General features: G+C 45.6%; 22 protein-coding genes and 1 riboswitch. Of the genes, 3 read left to right on the top strand and 19 right to left on the bottom strand.

Annotated elements, in window-relative coordinates; genetic code table 11:
- Positions 1-7: 7 nt before the first annotated feature.
- From SPSPH_RS07780 to SPSPH_RS07730, 11 genes are all read right to left on the bottom strand, one after another.
- Positions 8-1,234, bottom strand: coding sequence for a type II secretion system F family protein (locus SPSPH_RS07780; protein WP_075754772.1), 1,227 nt, complete (start codon positions 1,232-1,234; stop codon positions 8-10).
- 35 nt (positions 1,235-1,269) lie between these two features.
- On the bottom strand, positions 1,270-2,319 hold the full coding sequence (locus SPSPH_RS07775; RefSeq protein WP_075756015.1) for a type IV pilus twitching motility protein PilT: 1,050 nt from the start codon (positions 2,317-2,319) through the stop codon (positions 1,270-1,272).
- Positions 2,320-2,338: 19 nt separating this feature from the next.
- Positions 2,339-4,030 carry a GspE/PulE family protein gene (locus SPSPH_RS07770; protein ID WP_075754770.1) on the bottom strand — a complete coding sequence of 564 codons (1,692 nt, stop codon included), beginning with the start codon at positions 4,028-4,030 and terminating at the stop codon, positions 2,339-2,341.
- Between the two features lie 292 nt (positions 4,031-4,322).
- Positions 4,323-5,177, bottom strand: coding sequence for a shikimate dehydrogenase (locus SPSPH_RS07765; protein ID WP_075754768.1), 855 nt, complete (start codon positions 5,175-5,177; stop codon positions 4,323-4,325).
- 210 nt (positions 5,178-5,387) lie between these two features.
- Positions 5,388-5,894, bottom strand: coding sequence for a YqeG family HAD IIIA-type phosphatase (locus SPSPH_RS07760; RefSeq protein WP_075754766.1), 507 nt, complete (start codon positions 5,892-5,894; stop codon positions 5,388-5,390).
- 211 nt (positions 5,895-6,105) lie between these two features.
- Positions 6,106-6,348, bottom strand: a complete 243-nt coding sequence (locus SPSPH_RS07755; RefSeq protein ID WP_250724571.1) for a sigma factor-like helix-turn-helix DNA-binding protein — start codon at positions 6,346-6,348, stop codon at positions 6,106-6,108.
- 99 nt (positions 6,349-6,447) lie between these two features.
- Positions 6,448-6,570 (bottom strand): hypothetical protein, encoded by a 123-nt coding sequence (locus SPSPH_RS07750; protein WP_255430388.1) that lies wholly within the window; start codon positions 6,568-6,570, stop codon positions 6,448-6,450.
- 41 nt (positions 6,571-6,611) lie between these two features.
- A riboswitch (cyclic di-GMP riboswitch) is annotated at positions 6,612-6,699 on the bottom strand.
- Positions 6,700-6,988: 289 nt separating this feature from the next.
- Positions 6,989-7,183, bottom strand: coding sequence for a hypothetical protein (locus SPSPH_RS07745; protein ID WP_075754764.1), 195 nt, complete (start codon positions 7,181-7,183; stop codon positions 6,989-6,991).
- Between the two features lie 104 nt (positions 7,184-7,287).
- Entirely contained in the window at positions 7,288-7,524 is a 237-nt protein-coding gene (locus SPSPH_RS07740; protein ID WP_075754762.1) for a hypothetical protein, read from the bottom strand.
- Between the two features lie 141 nt (positions 7,525-7,665).
- Complete coding sequence (locus tag SPSPH_RS07735; RefSeq protein ID WP_075754760.1) at positions 7,666-7,833, bottom strand: aspartyl-phosphate phosphatase Spo0E family protein; 168 nt, start codon at positions 7,831-7,833, stop codon at positions 7,666-7,668.
- Between the two features lie 177 nt (positions 7,834-8,010).
- Positions 8,011-8,241 carry a hypothetical protein gene (locus tag SPSPH_RS07730; protein ID WP_075754758.1) on the bottom strand — a complete coding sequence of 77 codons (231 nt, stop codon included), beginning with the start codon at positions 8,239-8,241 and terminating at the stop codon, positions 8,011-8,013.
- 351 nt (positions 8,242-8,592) lie between these two features.
- On the opposite strand from SPSPH_RS07730, the gene SPSPH_RS07725 reads away from it, so the two are divergent.
- The 3 genes from SPSPH_RS07725 (at position 8,593) to SPSPH_RS07715 (ending at position 10,821) form a co-directional block, all read left to right on the top strand.
- Positions 8,593-8,943, top strand: coding sequence for a DUF898 family protein (locus SPSPH_RS07725; RefSeq protein WP_075754756.1), 351 nt, complete (start codon positions 8,593-8,595; stop codon positions 8,941-8,943).
- Between the two features lie 66 nt (positions 8,944-9,009).
- A complete protein-coding gene (locus SPSPH_RS07720; protein WP_075754754.1) occupies positions 9,010-9,201 on the top strand; it encodes a DUF4177 domain-containing protein in 192 nt (63 codons plus the stop codon).
- Between the two features lie 42 nt (positions 9,202-9,243).
- Positions 9,244-10,821, top strand: a complete 1,578-nt coding sequence (locus tag SPSPH_RS07715; protein WP_075754752.1) for a recombinase family protein — start codon at positions 9,244-9,246, stop codon at positions 10,819-10,821.
- On the opposite strand, the gene SPSPH_RS07710 is transcribed toward SPSPH_RS07715, so the two are convergent.
- The 8 genes from SPSPH_RS07710 to SPSPH_RS07675 form a co-directional block, all read right to left on the bottom strand.
- Positions 10,787-11,296, bottom strand: coding sequence for a sigma-70 family RNA polymerase sigma factor (locus SPSPH_RS07710; protein WP_075754750.1), 510 nt, complete (start codon positions 11,294-11,296; stop codon positions 10,787-10,789). The genes SPSPH_RS07715 and SPSPH_RS07710 overlap by 35 nt on opposite strands.
- A gap of 355 nt (positions 11,297-11,651) precedes the next feature.
- Positions 11,652-13,034 carry a group II intron reverse transcriptase/maturase gene (gene ltrA, locus SPSPH_RS07705; RefSeq protein ID WP_075754748.1) on the bottom strand — a complete coding sequence of 461 codons (1,383 nt, stop codon included), beginning with the start codon at positions 13,032-13,034 and terminating at the stop codon, positions 11,652-11,654.
- A 468-nt stretch (positions 13,035-13,502) separates the two neighbouring features.
- A complete protein-coding gene (yyaC, locus tag SPSPH_RS07700; protein WP_075754746.1) occupies positions 13,503-14,096 on the bottom strand; it encodes a spore protease YyaC in 594 nt (197 codons plus the stop codon).
- A 69-nt stretch (positions 14,097-14,165) separates the two neighbouring features.
- Positions 14,166-14,735, bottom strand: a complete 570-nt coding sequence (locus SPSPH_RS07695; RefSeq protein WP_075754744.1) for an HD domain-containing protein — start codon at positions 14,733-14,735, stop codon at positions 14,166-14,168.
- Between the two features lie 63 nt (positions 14,736-14,798).
- The gene (locus tag SPSPH_RS07690) at positions 14,799-15,641 is read right to left on the bottom strand and encodes a metal ABC transporter permease (protein WP_075754742.1); all 843 of its coding nucleotides are present in this window, start codon (positions 15,639-15,641) and stop codon (positions 14,799-14,801) included.
- 23 nt (positions 15,642-15,664) lie between these two features.
- Complete coding sequence (locus tag SPSPH_RS07685) at positions 15,665-16,396, bottom strand: metal ABC transporter ATP-binding protein (protein ID WP_075754740.1); 732 nt, start codon at positions 16,394-16,396, stop codon at positions 15,665-15,667.
- A gap of 17 nt (positions 16,397-16,413) precedes the next feature.
- Positions 16,414-16,857, bottom strand: a complete 444-nt coding sequence (locus SPSPH_RS07680) for a Fur family transcriptional regulator (protein ID WP_075754738.1) — start codon at positions 16,855-16,857, stop codon at positions 16,414-16,416.
- Positions 16,858-16,956: 99 nt separating this feature from the next.
- Positions 16,957-17,934 (bottom strand): metal ABC transporter solute-binding protein, Zn/Mn family, encoded by a 978-nt coding sequence (locus tag SPSPH_RS07675; protein WP_075754736.1) that lies wholly within the window; start codon positions 17,932-17,934, stop codon positions 16,957-16,959.
- Positions 17,935-18,147: the final 213 nt, after the last annotated feature.

Here is an 18,147-nt window from a genome sequence, read left to right as displayed (position 1 = left end):
CCCTCTGTCAATTATAAGATTGATTAAAATTAGTAAGCACATCAAATATCGGCAGCATCACCGAAATCACAATAAACCCAATAATCATCCCCACAATTCCAATCAATACCGGCTCCAGCATACTACTCAGCCTGCTAACCATATCCTCAACATCACTATCATAAAAATCGGCGATCTTCTCTAACATCTTATCCAGTTCGCCTGTTTCTTCACCAACGGCTACCATCTGTACCACCATAGGGGTAAACACGTTACTAGCCCTTAGTGGCATTGCCAGCCCCATTCCCTCACGAATACTGGCCTGAGCCGCAGTCAATGCCCTTGTCATGCTCAGATTGCCTGAGCTCTTTTTCACAACTTCAATGGCCGTGATAATAGGTACCCCGCCCCGTACCAAAGTTGACAGCGTACGGCTAAAACGGGCAATTGCCATCTTTCGCCATAGCAGGCCAAATACCGGTAAAACAAACAGTAATTGATCCAGCACCAGCCGGTATTGTTGCTGCCGTGCCAATACGATTACCCCATAGGTGCACAACAGTAGTGCCGCTGTCAGCCATAGGCCATAATCGGTGAGCAAACCGCTGATTTTCAGTAATACTTGTGTCGCCAGCGGTATTTCAGCCTGCATATCTTCAAATAATTTCATAAAGGGAGGCAAAACAAAGGTCAGAATAAAGCTAACAGTTATTAACGCAATACCTACAACCACTGCCGGATAAACCAACGCCGATTTGACCCGTTCATTAAGTTTGTGCTCTTGTTCGAAGTGAATTGCCAGCCTGCTTAGCATCTCGTCAAGCACACCGCCAACTTCCCCGGCTTCCACCATATTAATCATAATATCAGGGAAAATAATGGCATGCCCGGCCATAGCCCTGGACAGAGTTTCACCTGCTTGTACCTTTTTATAAATGATTTTTAGGGCAGCTTTGAGTTTAGGATTATAGGTCTGTTCAATCATGATGCTGAGACAGGCTAATAAGGACAGCCCGGCATCCACCATTGTCGAAAACTGGCGACAAAAAACGGCTAAATCTTTTATACTAACCAACTGCAGCTTATCTAACATCGCACCAATAGTGGATGCTGATTTCTGTACTTTGATTTGGGTGACAAAATAACCTTTATCCCGGATATAGGCAGCTACTGCCGCCTCGTTTTCGGCCATGATACTGCCTGTCAACACTTGACCGGTTCGGGCTTTGGCCTTATAGCTATATGTTTTTATCACTTCTAAATACACCTCTATGTTTAGCGAATATACATTTAACCATTTGCCAAACGGATAAAGGTCTCCTGGTCTATAGCCCGCGCAAGAGCTTCCTCATAAGTTACGATACCCTTGCGATACAAATCACGCAGTGACATATCCATAGCCTGCATCCCGCTTTTAGCTCCGGTCTGAATAACCGATATAAGCTGGTGGGTTTTGCCTTCACGGATAATATTGCGCACCGCCGGTGTCGCCACCAAGACCTCCATGGCGGCTGTCCGCCCGGCAGCATCACGGTTGGGCACTAGCTGCTGCGCTACAATCCCCTGCAATGTGAGTGACAACTGAATCCTGATTTGCTGCTGCTGGTAAGGAGGGAAAACGTCAATGATGCGGTCAATGCTCTGGGCAGCATCACCGGTATGTAAAGTAGCCAGCACCAAATGTCCGGTTTCAGCAGCTGTCAGCGCAGTGCCAATGGTCTCCGCATCACGCAACTCACCTACCAGAATAACATCCGGGTCTTCCCGCAGTGCTGCCCGGAGAGCGCTTACAAACGACCGGGTGTCTACATGAATTTGGCGTTGGTTAATAATACTTTTTTTATGATTATGCAAATATTCAATAGGGTCTTCCAAGGTAATGATATGACAAGCCCGCTCGGTGTTAATTAGATCAAGCATAGCGGCTAAAGTAGTTGACTTGCCGCTGCCGGTAGGCCCGGCGGCAAGCACCAGCCCCCGTGGTTTGCGCGCCAGGGTTTTGAGCACTTCCGGGTGGCCAAGCTGCTCTAAAGTAGGTACCTGCTCGCTCACCACGCGAATAGCAACCGCCAGGGAACCACGCTGTTTAAAAACATTGACCCGAAAACGGCTCAAACCAGCAATACTATAGGCGAAATCAATCTCTCCCAAAGCCTGAAGCTTGTCTTGCTGTTCCTGAGTGGTAATCTCCCTAACCATGAATTCAGTATCTTTAGCTGCGAGTTTGGGATACCGGGTGCCTTGCAAACTGCCTCCTACTCTAAAAATCGGGGAAATCCCCACCGTAAGATGAATATCTGAGGCCTGAGCCAATACTGCTGCTTCTAACAGACTATCTATAGTCTTCATGTTTTTCCCTCTACTCCTGGCCAGAGTAAGCAACCCGCATAACCTCAGATATGGTAGTTAGCCCGCTGACTGCTTTGGCAATACCATCCTGGCACATTGGTTCCATGCCTTCCGCGGCGGCAATATTTCCTAAAATGTTGCTCGATACCCGCCGGTTGATGGCCTCGCGCACCGCCGGACTGACAGTCATCACTTCATGGATGGCCATACGTCCAAGATAGCCGGTATGGCTGCAGCGCGGGCAGCCAACACCCCGGTACAAGCCAGGCCTGTCTTTAAAACCATTTGCCAGCAGAAAATGCCACTCTGGCGACTCAGTTGCCGGTGTATATTGTTGTTTGCAATCCGGACAAATTACCCGCACCAGCCGCTGGGCAACTATCCCCAGTACTGCGGAAGCCACTAAAAAGGGTTCCAGCCCCATATCGATTAACCGTATCACTGCTCCCGGCGCATCATTGGTATGCAATGTACTAAATACCAGATGACCGGTAAGCGCTGCCCTGACAGCAATATCGGCAGTCTCCCTGTCCCGTATTTCACCAACCATAATCACATTAGGGTCCTGTCGCAAAATCGACCGTAAACCATTAGAAAAAGTTAATCCCGCTTTATAATTTACCTGTACCTGGTTAATACCGTCTAAGCGATATTCAACAGGGTCTTCCACCGTAATCACATTTTTGCCGGGAGTACTAATCTCGGTAAGAGTCGAATATAAGGTGGTGGTTTTACCTGCCCCAGTAGGACCGGTCGCAAGAACCATGCCATGTGATTGAGAATACAGTTTACGGTATACTGTTAAATTTGCGGCGGCAAAGCCCAGTCCATTAACATCCAAAATAACAGTCTGTTTATCCAGTATCCGTAATACAATTTTTTCACCGCTAATTGTGGGCAAAGTTGATACCCTAAGGTCAATGTCACGCCCAAACTCCTGCACCTTTATACGTCCGTCCTGTGGCAGCCTTTTTTCCGCAATATCCATTTCACTCATAATTTTAATCCGCGAGATAATGGCAGCATGAGTATGTCGCGGGAAAGTAACAACTTCTCTTAGTACCCCGTCCACTCTGAACCGCACTCTCAGCAACTTGTCCTGCGGTTCAATATGGATATCGCTGGCCCGTTCTTTAATAGCCTGGCTGATAATGGAATTGACGATACTCACCACCGGTGCATCGTCGGTAAATTGGAGTTCAGCAGCAGTGGTGCTAGTACCGGCTGCGTCTGTTTTAAGTTTGCTGACAGCCTTCTCAACCAACTCCTGCACACCATAGGACCGCCGGATAGCCCACATAATCTCACGTTCGGCAGCCATTACCGGTTCAATGTCGCAGCCGGACGCCATCCGAACATCATCAATGGCAAAAAAATTCGTGGGATCAACCATGGCCAGGGTTAATGTGCGCCCCTCTTTCCTTATGGGAATAACCTGATAGCGTTCAGCCAAAATGGCAGGTATCGCTGAAGCAATTTCGCGCGAGATCTCCAGGGTACCAATAGTAACATACGGTACGCCAAGCTGAAACTCCAGTATTTCAGTCATCTTTGATTCGGTAATATAGTCTAAAGCAATAAGCACTTTTCTTAGAGGTTCACCTGTTTTTTTTTGCACGCTTACTGCTTTATTCAGTTGTTCGTGACTGAGAAATCCAGCTTCAAGTAATACATTGCCCAACCGTTTACAATTGTTCAACATTTGTTTATCTCCACCAAAAAATAATTAAACGGCTTGTCCCAAGGTTTGAGCGAAAGGAAGCGATTCAAAGGAAAAAAAGCAACCGGCACAGCAAAACATAGCTATTTTGCATGATCGGTTGCATTACTTGCGTTGGTTGAGTAAGTAATCAAATATAGCTTCAAACTTCATAATCTTTATATTATTTTTATGAAGGATGAATTAGAGAGAGTATTTTTATATAGTTCGTACATAAATAAAAAATTCCTGCCCCAATAATGGTGTTTTTATAAAAAAAATCCATTATTGGGTATTATTTACTTAATTTCGACAACAGCACCTGCTGCATAATGTCACGTGGAGCAGAGCAGCCAGTCCAGAGTTCAAATGCCAATGCCCCCTGCTCAGCAAGCATGCCTTCCCCCCCGACCACAGTGTGGCCACGTCGCACCGCCTCTGCCATAAAAGCGGTTGTCAGCGGGTTGTAAACCAGATCTGAGATAACGGCTGACGGCATCAGCAGTTCCCAGGGCAGGGGTGGCTGGCTGGCTATATTGGGATACATCCCCAGAGGTGTGGTATTAACAACAATATCGGCTTTAGACAGCGCGGCGGTAAAATCCCGGCTATCCCACCCGGTGCCGTACACTGGAGTATTTATTGGCAGCAGCTTTACAATACCGTCAACTTTCCCTTGGTCCCGGGCACTAATAACTACTGACGCAGCATGATTGGCGATAAAACCTGCGGCTACCGCCCGCGCCGCGCCGCCTGCCCCTAAAATAACGACATGCTTTCCAGTCACAGCAACACCCGCCAGTTTGAGGGAGCTGATATAACCGCCAGCATCGGTGTTGTGGCCTATCAGGCGACCTTCCTTATTAACGATGGTATTAACAGCGCCAACCAGTCTGGCACTGTTGTCTATTTCATCTAAATAATCCATGACAGCGATCTTATGGGGGATAGTGACATTGATACCTGCAAATCCCAGCGCTTTAACTCCGGTTACCGCCTGGGAGAGCAGTTCCGGCGGAACTGCAAGCGGCAGATACACGTAATCCAGACCGCTGGCAGCAAATGCAGCATTATGCATAGCCGGAGACAGCGAATGGCTGAGCGGCCAGCCCAACAAGCCAACTTTTTGAGTTGTGGCGGTTATATTCATAAAACAGTTCTCCTTTACATACCGGCCTATAGTCAGTAGCAGACGGCACGCCTGATGCGATAAAGTAGACTTAGCTTCAGGTGGGGTTTAAGCCCCATCTGAAGCTAAGTCGCCCTTATCCAAGGATTAGCCGCTCGCCTGTGCCCGTAGGGGTATCCCCCCCTTTGCAGAAGCTGGGAGTCTTAGAGCGGGTTAGCCGTCAGATAAATCTTAGGATAAGTGTCCGGCAGATTTTAACAAACGGACGGCCAGCTTTTCCAACTGGCGGGTAAATTTCGTGCCAATAAATTCTTGAGCGGCCAGCGGTTTAACCCAAATAGTAAACATACCTAAGCGATTACCGCCTAATATGTCGGTAAACAATTGATCACCCACTACGGCAATTGACGCCGGACTCAATTCCATAACCCGCGCGGCCTGGCGAAATCCTGTCCGGGAAGGTTTTAACGCCCGGGCGACAAAAGGCACTTCACACTGTGCCGCAATTTGCCTTACCCGCCGGTTTCCGTTGTTTGACACCATGCACAATTTAAAATCCCGGTTAACCAAATCGGTAAGCCATCCCAACACTTCCGGACAAATTTCCGAGCTATTCCAGGGAATTATAGTGTTGTCAAGGTCGAAAACGATGCCACGGATACCCTGTTTTTTGAGTTTTTCCAGATTAATGTCATATAAGGTGTCTACCACCAAACAAGGTGCTAATAACTTAAGCAAAATTCCCCTCCTCAGCCAATAGTATTATAGGTTGGTAGCAGCCCGACGCCAAGGTCGGGCATTACTAACAGTATTTATGAAAAAATCGGTATTGGCTGCCGTACAATTACCATAAATTATATCATGGCAAAAGTAAAAACAAAAGGAATTGCCACACAGGCGCTTACAATGACAGCCAAAGTCTGGTCATTGTAAGCGCAGTGCGGCAATCTTATTTGGGTGGGTTTCCATCCACCGACAAAGTCTTACCCAATTTGTTAATCGCATGTTTTTCTATTCTACTGACATAACTGCGGGATATCCCTAAAATTTTAGCAATATCCCGCTGTGTCTTCCGACTGCCATCAGGTATGCCGAACCGCATTTCAAGTACCCACTTTTCTCTTGCTGTCAGTCGGCGAATCTCCCGCGTCAACCGTTCTTGCTCACATAGACTTTCGACTGCTTCGCCCACAACATCCGGAGCTGTGCCAAGCACATCAATCAGTGTTATTTCATTAACATCTGGTATTTATCTGTTTCATGGTTCAAGTTCGTCCGGCTGAGTATCTAATTACGCTTTCGGCTTGGGAACATGCTGTTCTAGCTCTTCGATAATATCTGGCAGCTGAAGCAATAGTTCCTCTATTTCCTTTAATTCTTCTTCACTTAATACAATATCGTCCGTACCGCCCATCACTAACCCTCCCGTACAAAATAAAAATACCAGATTGCGTTTAATGCAACCTGGCAATCATAGATGTAACTCATCCTTAGACCCACGGCTTTGCGTCCCTTCCTTTAAGAAGGTTTGCCCATTATTCTTTTTTTAATTATTTTTATACATCTATTGCCAAAATCCTGCTAAGATGGATAAAAAAGAGTAAATATTTTCCCATTTCTGCAGACATATCACACACCCACTGCCTACTGCAAAAAAAGAGTTAAAAACCGCTGACCCGGTCCTTACAACCGACAACACTACCGAAGCGTAGACGGCCGGTCGGTATGCAAGCGGCGCAGCGTCGTCTGACGGCCGCCCGCGCCGTGTCCTTTGGGAGGCGCACAAAACGTATACCTTCTGTTAGATTTAAAAAACCGTCCTTGCGGACGGCTTACCAGTTATAATCATTCATAAAATCAGGAAAATCTTCAGCTTTATCTAATTCCATTAATTTTTGCCTCGCCTCAGCAAGCGTAGTTCCGATTCTTGTTGATTCTCCGGTTTTATTAATCAACAGAATCTCGCCATTGCCAATTACTACCTGCTCCAAATCATCTTGGCTTGTCCAAAAATATTGAGACTCCATAATAACCTCCCCTTTTACCATTTACATGTACATCTTTCGGCAAAAAGGATTTAATTCCTGCTGCCAAGCAAGTCCGTAGGAACGGTTTAATTGCTCACTTTTTGCTATTCCCAATTAAATTCCATAGTTACCGCCAGTTCACCGGCTTCAGGCTGAACACTAAAATACGAGCAATGGGAAAGTATCTTGCGTAATGATCGGAGCTGTTTCGGAGAATCCCCTGCTATTTTAGGAACTCGAACAATAACAAGCGCCTTATTATTGAAATTCTCGACAACAGTAATATTATTCGATACAAGTTTTATAGCAGTTAATATACGGATAAATGTTTCTCTTCTCATAGACAGCCCCCCCCCTTAAGATGACTTTATGTAAATTATATCATGATTAAATGAAAATTGCATGAATTTATTACTGTAAAAAATTGCGGACATATTTATACCCTTGGTTTTAGGCATGAAAAAAGAGCCCGAAGGCTTTAATTATTTAATTTTATTCTTTAGCATTTGTTGATATTCATTAAGCAGCACGTCCAGCATCTGGCTTGCCCGAACAACTTCCATATCTGTTAGTGATTTGTCTTTCGCGATTTCATGCAACTTATCACGCATTTTCTCAATCATTGCTTGCAGTTCAATTAATTCTTTCATGACTATTGCCCTTTCACCCCCTGGATAATTACAGTCTGCCCAGGAACGAAGGCATCTATTTGCATAAATTCAATATCGCTAATGTTTGGTATGCCGACAACTGATTTACCTCCAGTTTGCTGCCTGGAGTTCTTCGCCCAGGTATCATTCCCACTTGTCCGGATTGCCATCAGCCGATTACTCGGCTTTGAACAGTGTGGTAAGCCTGTGTTGAAGGATTGCAGTTAAATCAACACCCAAATTCAGTTTCAGCCTTTCATCAACAGGCAGCGAATTCCAGGCGGACCAGGCGGCGAAGTGGAATTCGCGAAGGATTATCTCTTTTTCCTCCTCCTTCATGGGCGGCGGAGCTACTATGTGAACCGTGGTTTTACCTAATTTATAAGTAGCGGCATATTTCTTTCCCACGCGATCACCTCATTTATATATATGCCGGTGACCGGTATGGACGGCCCTGCTAACTGCCAAAATTCACCTCTCCGGTCGCAGGAAGGTTCATAAAGTTCTTCCCCGGTCCCGTTTGGCAGTCATCAATAGTCCAATGTTGCTTGCAGACAATATTTTTCACCTCATATATTGTTTGCAAGCAACATATAAAGTAAAATCAACTTAGCGGGATACTATGCTGTGGCTAGATGTAATACCAGAAGTAATAGAAAGCTGAATCATTTATTCTTTATGTGACAAAGAACACAGTACTAATCCCACAGGCTGTGTTTTTGTTGATTATGTAGAATTAATCATATTGGAGGAGTCATTATGTCAAAAACCTTTGAATTTCGTGGTACTGGGTTTGGTTATCTCTGGCTGGTAATCTGGACTTCAATTGTATCAGTCATTACCCTTGGACTATACTTCCCTTGGGCTTATTCCGCTCAACAGAGATGGATTGCCGATAATACTTACGTGAATGGGCGGCAGCTACTGTTTACCGGTACTGGGATCCAATTTCTGGGCCACTGGCTGTTGATCATGGTATTAACCTTTATAACGTTTGGTCTGTACGTGCCTTGGGCTTACTGCCAATTAAAACGCTGGGAAACAGAGAATACCTGCTTTGCCGACGAGGTAACCACGCAGAGTGGTTCCCCAGCAGTCATTAATCATTAAAACCAGTTACCAAACGGGTTGATATGAGCACAGGTTGCAAAATGAAGATTCGAGGAGGTATCTAATATGCGCCAATATAAAGTGATAGAAGTAAAGAAAAAAGGATTTCTGGGAACCTCACGGCTTGATGGCGGACGGCTTGAGGAAATTCTGAATGAACAAGCCGTCAATGGCTGGATTTTTGATAAACACATTTCCGGAGAAACTCTGGTTCTTGATAAAGATACTATTATGCTTGTTTTTTATAAAGATGCCTAACCATTCGACGGAAACCTGTATATTACCCTCAGAGGTGATACTATGAGGCCACCACACACTTGTCAGGACTTAGAGCCAGCCGCCTTTTACCTCCGCAAGTCGCGCGAAGACAGCGAAGCCGAAGCCCGGGGCGAGGGTGAGACACTGGCTAAACATAAACGGGACTTATTCAGACTGGCTAAAGACTACAACGTAACTATCGCCCATGTTTTCGAAGAAATAGTATCTGGAGAAAGTGTCGTTAACCGTCCGGAGATGATGCAGCTTCTTAAGGAAGTTGCCGCAGGAAAATGGCGCTCTGTATTCTGTATGGAAGTTGACCGCCTGGGGCGTGGCGACATGGAAGATCAGGGATTCATTCTTAAAACCTTCAAGAACGCCAATACGCTCATCGTAACACCGCGCAAGATTTATGACCTTAATGATGAATTTGATGAAGAATACACCGAATTCGAAGCCTTTATGGCACGCAAGGAATTGAAAATTATCACCCGGCGTCTGCAAGGCGGCAGGGTGCGTTCGGTGCAGGATGGCAATTATATCGGCGCCAGACCGCCATATGGCTATCAAATTGAGAAAACCAACCGTGAGAGAATATTAATACCACACCCAGACCAGGCTCCCGTAGTAAAGCTCATTTTTGAATTATATACTCATGATGACCCTAATGTCAGAATGGGCAGCAACAAGATTGCTGCTGAACTTAACCGGCTAGGCAAGCCTACCTATAGCGGCAAACCCTGGGAGGCCTCTACCGTTCTCTTTATCCTGAAAAACGAAGTCTATATCGGCCGGCTGCAATGGAAAAAGAAAGAGGAAAAAAAGTCAAAAACTCCGGGCAAAAAAGAGGACGTTAGAACACGCCCCCGTTCGGAGTGGATTGACGTTGAAGGCAAACACAAGCCGCTTGTGGCCAAAGAGATTTTCAGCAAAGCACAGGCAATCCTAAAAGGTAAATATCATGTCCCCTATCGGCAAGTCAATGGTATTACCAACCCACTGGCCGGACTTGTTAAATGCGCAATATGCGGTGGGGCCATGGTATACAGGCCATACTCCCACCAGCAGTACCCCCATATCATCTGCTATAACAAGCAATGCCCAAATAAGAGCAGCCGCTTTGAGTATGTGGAAACCAGCGTGCTGAATGGCCTTGAATATTGGCTGGAGAAATACCGGGCTCAATGGGTGCGCAACAAGCCTGTCGAACAAAAAGATAATGCAATAAGTATTAAGAAAAAGCTATTGCAGCATCTTAACAAGGAGCACAGAGAGTTAGAGCTGCAAAAAGATCGTCTCCACGATTTTCTGGAAAGAAATATCTATGATGAAGCTACCTACCGGGACAGGTCACAGAAACTTTCCGAACGGATTCTGGAAACGGAAAAGGCCATAGCCGACACCGAGACTGCTATCAAGCACGAAATAACAAGAGAACAAGCCAATAAAGATATTATTCCGAAATTTGAAAAGGTCCTTGTCGTTTATAAAAAGACAAAGGACCCGGCGGTTAAAAATCAATTGTTAAAAACTGTATTAGCATATGCCACTTACCGCAAAGAAAAGCACCAGAATGGCGACAATTTCATTCTGGTGCTGCATCCCATTTTACCCAGGTAATGCGCAGCTGTGATTGCTTAAACAGATAACCATTCAGTGTTATTTCATTTCCTTCCTTATCAACCCCGATCGGGTCATACAAACTAACTTCACTGCGTATGCGGCGGGTACTTCTTAAATGCATGAGTATTTCATTCTCAATGCATCTGGCTGCATAGGTAGCCAACCTGATCTTCTTGGCAGGGTCAAATGTGTTAATGGCTTTAATAAGACCTATCGTGCCGATGGAAATGAGATCATCAACATCTTCGCCAGTGTTATCAAACTTCTTGACAATGTGTGCCACTAATCTCAGATTGCGTTCAATTAATACGTTTCGGGCTTCTTCCTCCCCGTTCTTTAACCGCTGCAAATAAATACGTTCATCTTTCTCCGACAGCGGCAAAGGGAAAGTATTGTTTGCTATATAAGAGACGAGCAGGGTGATGCCTTTAATTACCGAAGCTGCTAATACCGTAATAAACGTAAGAGCCATTCAGTCATTCACCCCCAAAAAATCTGTCGATTAAATTCTATGGAGTAGACAAGATGAATGTGCCTGGCAATAAAAAATATTTATATACCACTTGCGCCGGCAGCGCAGGTGGCATATAATCGATAAGAAATGTATGCCGTTCGGGAGGAGCGTGGTTTCGCATGGAGCGTTATATTGCTGATATTGGTGTATTCTTTGCCGGCACGCTGGTAGTACTATACATGATGTGGGACAGGCTGTTTCCCGAGGAGTAGGTAACAGCCACTAATCGATCGAGTAGGAGGTCATCCATTAACTGAATGACCGACCTCTCACACCACCGTACGTACCGTTCGGTATACGGCGGTTCAATAACTTAACGTAAATGCAATACCTCGTATCTCTTTGCTATGTTCATGTAGCCAAGGGATTCGAGGTATTTATCTGTTAGTGTCCTGTTCAGAATTACACTCCCAGCAATTCGCCAATATCCCAATCTTGTATTAGCGTATTCCCACGCTTTGCCACTATCTAGCCCCAATCTTTTCAGATTGTCATGCTTTGTGGAGATTTTCTTCCATTGTTTCCACAAGAACATCCTCAGCCTGCGCCGTATCCACTGGTTCAACTCCTGCATCTTTGCCCGCATATCTCCTATGGCGTAGTAATTTAGCCATCCATTTGTGTACTCTTTCAATTCCCTCAGAATGTCTTTTATTGACCGACCGCGATTTCGCCCGGTTATTTTCTTCACCTTCTGCTTGAATCTCCGGATTACCTTCGCATGGGGGCGGATTCCTACTTTACCAACTACTTTATGTAACGAAAACCCTAGGAACTTCTCTCGCAGCGGACTGCCTATCCGGCTTTTCTTTCGGTTCACAGTCAGTTTCAGTGTCCCTTCTAAATACCGAATACAACTTTCCATGATTCGTTTTGCTGCTCTTGGCGTTTTTACGTAAATATTACAGTCATCGGCATATCTCACGAATTTATGTCCTCTGCTTTCCAGCAGTTTATCGAACTTCGTTAGATAAATATTAGATAACAGCGGCGATAGGTTTCCTCCCTGGGGTGTTCCCGCTTCTGTTCGACTTACTAACCCGCCTTCCATTACTCCGCTTTTCAAATACTTCCGGATGAGCTTTATTACTCTCTCATCCTTTACTTCTTCCCGGAGCATATTAATTAGAATGTCATGATTTACCGTGTCAAAATACTGCGCCAGATCAAGGTCGACGGCTTTCGTGTATCCTTCCTCGTAGTAGCCTTTTGTCTTGCTTATGGCTTGGTGCGCGTTCCTTCCTGGGCGAAAGCCATAACTGTTTTCGGAAAATGTTTTTTCAAAGATTGGCTGTAATATCTGTGCTATCGCCTGCTGTAGCAACCTGTCTAATACCGTTGGTATTCCCAGCTTTCTCTTACCTCCATCCGGCTTCGGGATTTCTACCCGTCGTACCGGCTGGGGTTTGTATTTTCCAGTTCTCAGCTTTGCAAGGAATTCTTCCTTGTTTTCCTTTAACCAGCCCAGCATCGCACCTACTTCCATGCCATCTACTCCTGCAGCACCTTTCTTACTCTTCACCTGAAGGTAGGCTGCATTAAGATTGTCTTTGTTTAGGATTTCTTCTAACAGATTTACGCGGTTCTTTATTACAGGCTCTAGTGATGCCATGCTCCGCGCTCCCCTGCTACTTTTTGTTTCTAACATATCCTCACAGGGGTAGCCCATTTTACTGGTTTTCTGCTCTCTTAACATGACTTCACCTCCTTCTGTTCAAGAACTCAATTATTGTTCGGCCCTTCCTGAAAAAAAAACTTCCAGTACTATGGCCTCGGCTGACTTCTCACGATTAATCTTGTTTCAACCATGTTTCAAAAATTATCTCCACATGTCCGTGAGACCTCCCCGGGTAAGAACGCAGTCTTTCTCTCCATCTATCTGCCACATCTACAGGATTGACCTCGAATAGTTTGGGGCTTCGGTTTGAGTTGCAACCTCACCCGGTTTTTTTCCTGCCTTTTATGTGATTTCTGTTCGTCAGACCGGAGATTTGCCGCTGGCTTCCTTCAGATTCCACCTCGCGATGGACACCCTTGCCTTAAGCTATGCGCTTGGCACTATTAACCCGCGCTAGGGACTTGCTACCCGTTAGACTGCGCCCATGCCGGGCGCACAACTGAAAGGCGAGATGGCAGTGCAGCCATCTCGCCTTTTTCATTTGGTTCATTTAGCCATAGACTGAGTGCAGGCCGGCATTGTTTCAACCTGGATGGTGTTCATTGCTTCGGTAAGCACTTCGCTAATCACTTTGCTTATTTTCATTACCTTAGACAGCGGCGTACTCTGCAAATCAAGGTAACCTATCTGGCTTTGCGCATTCACCACACCAATAATTGATATATCACCAACAGTAGGCAGCCGGTTGCCGACAGCAATGCCTGCAGCCAATCCGCCTTGCCAAACTTCAATATTGCCGATCTCATGGCTTTTCCCCAGGCAAGCGTCAATGGCAATAATAAGCGGATGATGAAACCGATGCTTAATAATATTAAGCATTTCGACGAAATTACCGGCGTGAACAGGCTGCTCCAATGTACCATACACATGGCATTCGGTGTATTCTTCCAGATAGGTTCCGATTAGCGGCCCCAAAGCATCACCGGTATAGCGGTCAGAGCCAATGCACAGTACCACCAACGGCCGTAAGTGTATCCCTTCCTGACACTTTAATAGCATTATCAGATGGTCATATAGTTTTTCCCGGCTATTGGAATCATGCAGATTAACGGTTAGCTTATTCAGAACATGTTTTGCCATTATCCCTCTCCTTTTAGCTGTCCTCTTTAATCTGTATGCCCCCCTGCCTTAGTTTATGTTTAATATTGACTAACCAATAAGCGGCAGCTCTTGATATTCAGGCAGAGTCACTGCCCGGGCCAGCGCATGGGTAACAAATTCAACATGTTCTTTAAAATCAACGTCCATGGCGGCTGCGCTGACTGTAATGGTCTCACGGTTTACCGCACGGGCAAAAGCTTTGTCTTTCATTTTCTTCATAACCGATTTTAGTTCCAGATTTCCTAAGCTCTTATCCGGGCGCACCAAAGCACAGGCAATGATAAAGCCGGTCAGTTCGTCAACTGCCAGCAGCGTTTTTTGCAACAAGGTGCGCTCCGGTTGCCAGTCACGGGCATGGGCTTCAACATCGGTGATAAACTGACTGTTATACCCGGCTGCCGAGAGTAATTCCCGGGCATGATGGGGATGATCATCCGGGAATTTTTCAAAATCAACATCATGCAGCAGCCCTACAGCTCCCCAGTATTCAATGTCTTCACCAAATTTAGCTGCATAGGCCCGCATCGCAATTTCAACCGCCAGGCAATGCTTTAGCAGAACCTCACTATGTACATGCTGACGCAAAAGCTGCCAAGCCTGTTGTCTGTTGTAGTCCATGTAATAATCCTCCTAAATTATGTATAGTAATTTAATCCGATTATACCAAATTTGTTAAATACATTACAAGTTGATTATCTGGCTGTGGGACTCTGTCCGCTGCCAATAACGGTGAAGCTGACGGTAAATGGCCGTTGCCAGATAGCACAAAATTGCGGTAATAATGATGGAACCGCCTGGTGCAATATCCAGGTAAAATGCTGCCGTCAGACCGCACCCTACTGACAATACAGCCAACAGAATTGCCCAGCCCAGCGTAGCCTTAAAGCCTTTCCCCAATTGTTCCGCTGCCGCTACCGGCACAATCATCAAAGCGCTCACCATAAGAATCCCTACCACCATCATACCGGTAACAACAGTAATGGCCGTAACTATACTTAATGCCATATTCACCGCACTGGTATGAATGCCCGCAACTTTGGCCACGTCTTCATCAAAAGCAACCAAAGTAAGTTTGTTAAAATGGCTAAATACCACTCCCAAAACAACAATGCCACACCCGATAATCACCAGGACGTCTTGCCAGGATACTGTAAGGATACTGCCGAACAGAAATCCCAGCAAACTGGCGCTGGGTATCCGGGTAATAGTACTAAAAATTATCGCTAACGCTATTCCCGCATAGAAAAAAATAGCCAACGCAGTATCTGCCATTTGGGTGCGGTGGCGCCGTACAAGCTCAATACCGACAGCCCCGGCAACGGTTAATGTAAATGCTCCTATCGCCGGGTAAATACCTGCCAGATAACCGCCTGTTACTCCGGCAAAAGCAATATGTCCTAACCCGTCACCGATCAGCGACTGCCGGCGTACCACAATAAACATCCCCAAAACCGGGCAAATGACAGCCGTTATAAACCCGGCTAAAAAAGCCCGCTGCATAAAGTCGTATTGCAATATTTCCAAATTAAATCCCCCCACTTGTTCAGTTAGCCTGTGAAGCCGGAATAATACCACAAATGCCGCATAGTGGCATGACTGGAATGAAATTGTTCACTGTCACCAAAAAAACACAGGCTGCGATTAATACACGCTACTTTACTGGCAAAATGGGTAGCGTTTTCAATATCGTGGGAAACCATAACAATGGTAATGCCTAGTGTGCTGTTAAGCTGACCCAGTAGTTCATAAATTTTGGCACTGGCGGCATAGTCGATACCACTGGTCGGTTCGTCCAGCAGTAATAATTGCGGATTACCGGCCAGAGCCCGTGCTACCATTACCCGCTGCTGCTGGCCGCCGGATAGTTCGCCAATCCGGCGGTCTTTTAGCTTATCCATCCCCACCAATTCCAGCATATGCCGGACAATATGCCTGGCTCCTTTTTCCTTCTTTAGCAAACTGGAATAATTAACAAGCCCCAATGCCACAATTTCTTCGACAGTTGCCGGAAAAGCTGCCGTATTCTGGGCATAATGCTGTGGCACATAGCCAAGTATTCCCTGCCTGGCAGCGGTATAAACCGTCTGGTTGTCAATCAACACGTGACCGGCCAGGGGCTCGATAAGTCCGGCCATAATTTTTAACAGCGTACTTTTCCCCGCACCATTAGGACCAACCGCTACTACAAATTCACCCTGAGCTACAGAAAAGGTAATATTATTAAGCACCATTTCTGTGTTGTACCCGAATGTAATATTATGTAAGTTAATTTCAGCCATAGTTTTCCTTTTACTCCTTAAGAAGGATTGCATTGCCGGCATACACCGAACAATTCTAAGTTGTGACGCACTAATTCATAGCCATGGGTTTGCAACACCAGCATGAGGCGGGGGTCTACCGGGCAATACTCAATACATTGCGTTTGTCCGCATTTTACACATACAATATGATGATGATGGCTGGTGTCCACCAATTCATATCTGACACTTTCTTTTCCCAGGGCATTTATCGGGGTTAACGCTTCTAGGTCAACCAAAACATGAAGATTGCGGTATACGGTGTCCAGGCTTATGTCCTTATAGCGCACCTTTAGTTTTTCCCAAATTTCAAAGGCGGACAACGCTTGGCCTGACTCAACCAGCTGCGCAATCATAGCCTGCCGCTGGGCTGTTATCCGGTAGCCTTTATCTTTCAAACGGGCTATTACAGCGATGACACTTGCTGCATGATCGACAGTCATATCCTTTCCCCTTTCTACTGCAAAAAAGATTCCTAATAGGAATGAGATTGCCACGCTACGCCAGCAAGCGATAACGCGGCAATCTCTGAATGCAATTTATTATTCGAGAGCCTGGATTAAATTGGCTAAGTTTGCTCGCATCAGTGTAAGATAATTCTTCCCCTGCTTTACTTCATCAGGGGTTAACGCATCCACCGGATGCAACACCAGAACTTTGGCACCGGCTTCTTTAGCCAAAGTTTCCGCTACCTTGGAACTCACAATTGTTTCCGAAAATATGTAATTAATTTGCCGTTCACGACACAGCTTGGTAATATCAGCCATCTTTTCCGGCGTTGGTTCGGCATCCGGTGACAAACCCATGATGGCAACCTGTTCCAGCTGGTAGCGCTCTGCCAGATAGCCAAAAGCAGCATGGGTAGTAATAATTGTACGTTTCTTTACCTTTTGCAAACCGCTCTGATACTCTTCGTGAAGCTTTTGCAGCTCTTTATTATAATTAGCGGCATTTTCACGGTAATAGGCGGCATTGGCTGTATCGGCAGCAGCCAGAGCTTCCGCAATGTTGTCTACTTCCTTCTGGGCCAATACAGGATCAAGCCAAACATGCGGATCAATTTCGTTTTCTTCATGTTCATGCTCATGCTTATGCTCATCAACATGGTTATGTTCGTCATGTCCATGACTATGGGGAATGCCTTCTTTTAATTCAATACCTTTACTGACCTCAACCGCCGTTGTGCTGCCAAGTACGTCTTTCCCCGTTACTTTGCCAATCCAATGCTCGAAATTGGCACCGTGAAAGAAAAACAGTTTTGCATTTTTAACCTGTATCAAGTCCTTGGCTGATGGTTCCCATTCGTGCGGTTCGGCTCCGGCCGGAACAAGTATATCTACCTCGACTTTGTCGCCACCAACCTGCCGGACGAATTCGTATACCGGATAAACACTGGCCAAAACCTTGATTTTGGCTGCTTGCTGTGTATTATCGCCTGGCGCAGCTGTTCTCTGACCGCAACCACTGACAAGTACCCCCAAGAGAAAAAGTACAACCAAAACCATCCTTGTTTTTATCATATATATCGCTATCCCCTTTTAATAAGAATATTCCTATTAAGATAGTAACAGGCCGGAATCCTACTGTCAACACTTTCCACCCCTTAATAAGATTATTCTTAACAAAAAATCAAAAAAATATAGCGGCAATATAGCTGCCGCTGCTTTTTTTAGCATTATTTTACTTGGTTGCACGGGTGACCTCAAAAGATCGACTGTATATATAGGCATGAA

It is taken from the genome of Sporomusa sphaeroides DSM 2875 (assembly GCF_001941975.2).
In the GTDB taxonomy this organism is placed as follows: Bacteria; Bacillota; Negativicutes; order Sporomusales; family Sporomusaceae; genus Sporomusa; species Sporomusa sphaeroides.
This window is presented reverse-complemented; position numbering and strand designations above follow the sequence as displayed.

What these genes read in the sequence shown, in the direction of transcription:
- SPSPH_RS07770 (WP_075754770.1), bottom strand. Translation starts at nt 4,030, where the DNA reads ATGTTGAACAATTGTAAACGGTTGGGCAATGTATTACTTGAAGCTGGA.
- SPSPH_RS07765 (WP_075754768.1), bottom strand. Translation starts at nt 5,177, where the DNA reads ATGAATATAACCGCCACAACTCAAAAAGTTGGCTTGTTGGGCTGGCCG.
- SPSPH_RS07750 (WP_255430388.1), bottom strand. Translation starts at nt 6,570, where the DNA reads ATGGGCGGTACGGACGATATTGTATTAAGTGAAGAAGAATTAAAGGAA.
- SPSPH_RS07745 (WP_075754764.1), bottom strand. Translation starts at nt 7,183, where the DNA reads ATGGAGTCTCAATATTTTTGGACAAGCCAAGATGATTTGGAGCAGGTA.
- SPSPH_RS07740 (WP_075754762.1), bottom strand. Translation starts at nt 7,524, where the DNA reads ATGAGAAGAGAAACATTTATCCGTATATTAACTGCTATAAAACTTGTA.
- SPSPH_RS07735 (WP_075754760.1), bottom strand. Translation starts at nt 7,833, where the DNA reads ATGAAAGAATTAATTGAACTGCAAGCAATGATTGAGAAAATGCGTGAT.
- SPSPH_RS07725 (WP_075754756.1), top strand. Translation starts at nt 8,593, where the DNA reads ATGTCAAAAACCTTTGAATTTCGTGGTACTGGGTTTGGTTATCTCTGG.
- SPSPH_RS07720 (WP_075754754.1), top strand. Translation starts at nt 9,010, where the DNA reads ATGCGCCAATATAAAGTGATAGAAGTAAAGAAAAAAGGATTTCTGGGA.
- SPSPH_RS07715 (WP_075754752.1), top strand. Translation starts at nt 9,244, where the DNA reads ATGAGGCCACCACACACTTGTCAGGACTTAGAGCCAGCCGCCTTTTAC.
- SPSPH_RS07710 (WP_075754750.1), bottom strand. Translation starts at nt 11,296, where the DNA reads ATGGCTCTTACGTTTATTACGGTATTAGCAGCTTCGGTAATTAAAGGC.
- ltrA (WP_075754748.1), bottom strand. Translation starts at nt 13,034, where the DNA reads ATGTTAAGAGAGCAGAAAACCAGTAAAATGGGCTACCCCTGTGAGGAT.
- yyaC (WP_075754746.1), bottom strand. Translation starts at nt 14,096, where the DNA reads ATGGCAAAACATGTTCTGAATAAGCTAACCGTTAATCTGCATGATTCC.
- SPSPH_RS07695 (WP_075754744.1), bottom strand. Translation starts at nt 14,735, where the DNA reads ATGGACTACAACAGACAACAGGCTTGGCAGCTTTTGCGTCAGCATGTA.
- SPSPH_RS07685 (WP_075754740.1), bottom strand. Translation starts at nt 16,396, where the DNA reads ATGGCTGAAATTAACTTACATAATATTACATTCGGGTACAACACAGAA.
- SPSPH_RS07680 (WP_075754738.1), bottom strand. Translation starts at nt 16,857, where the DNA reads ATGACTGTCGATCATGCAGCAAGTGTCATCGCTGTAATAGCCCGTTTG.
- SPSPH_RS07675 (WP_075754736.1), bottom strand. Translation starts at nt 17,934, where the DNA reads ATGATAAAAACAAGGATGGTTTTGGTTGTACTTTTTCTCTTGGGGGTA.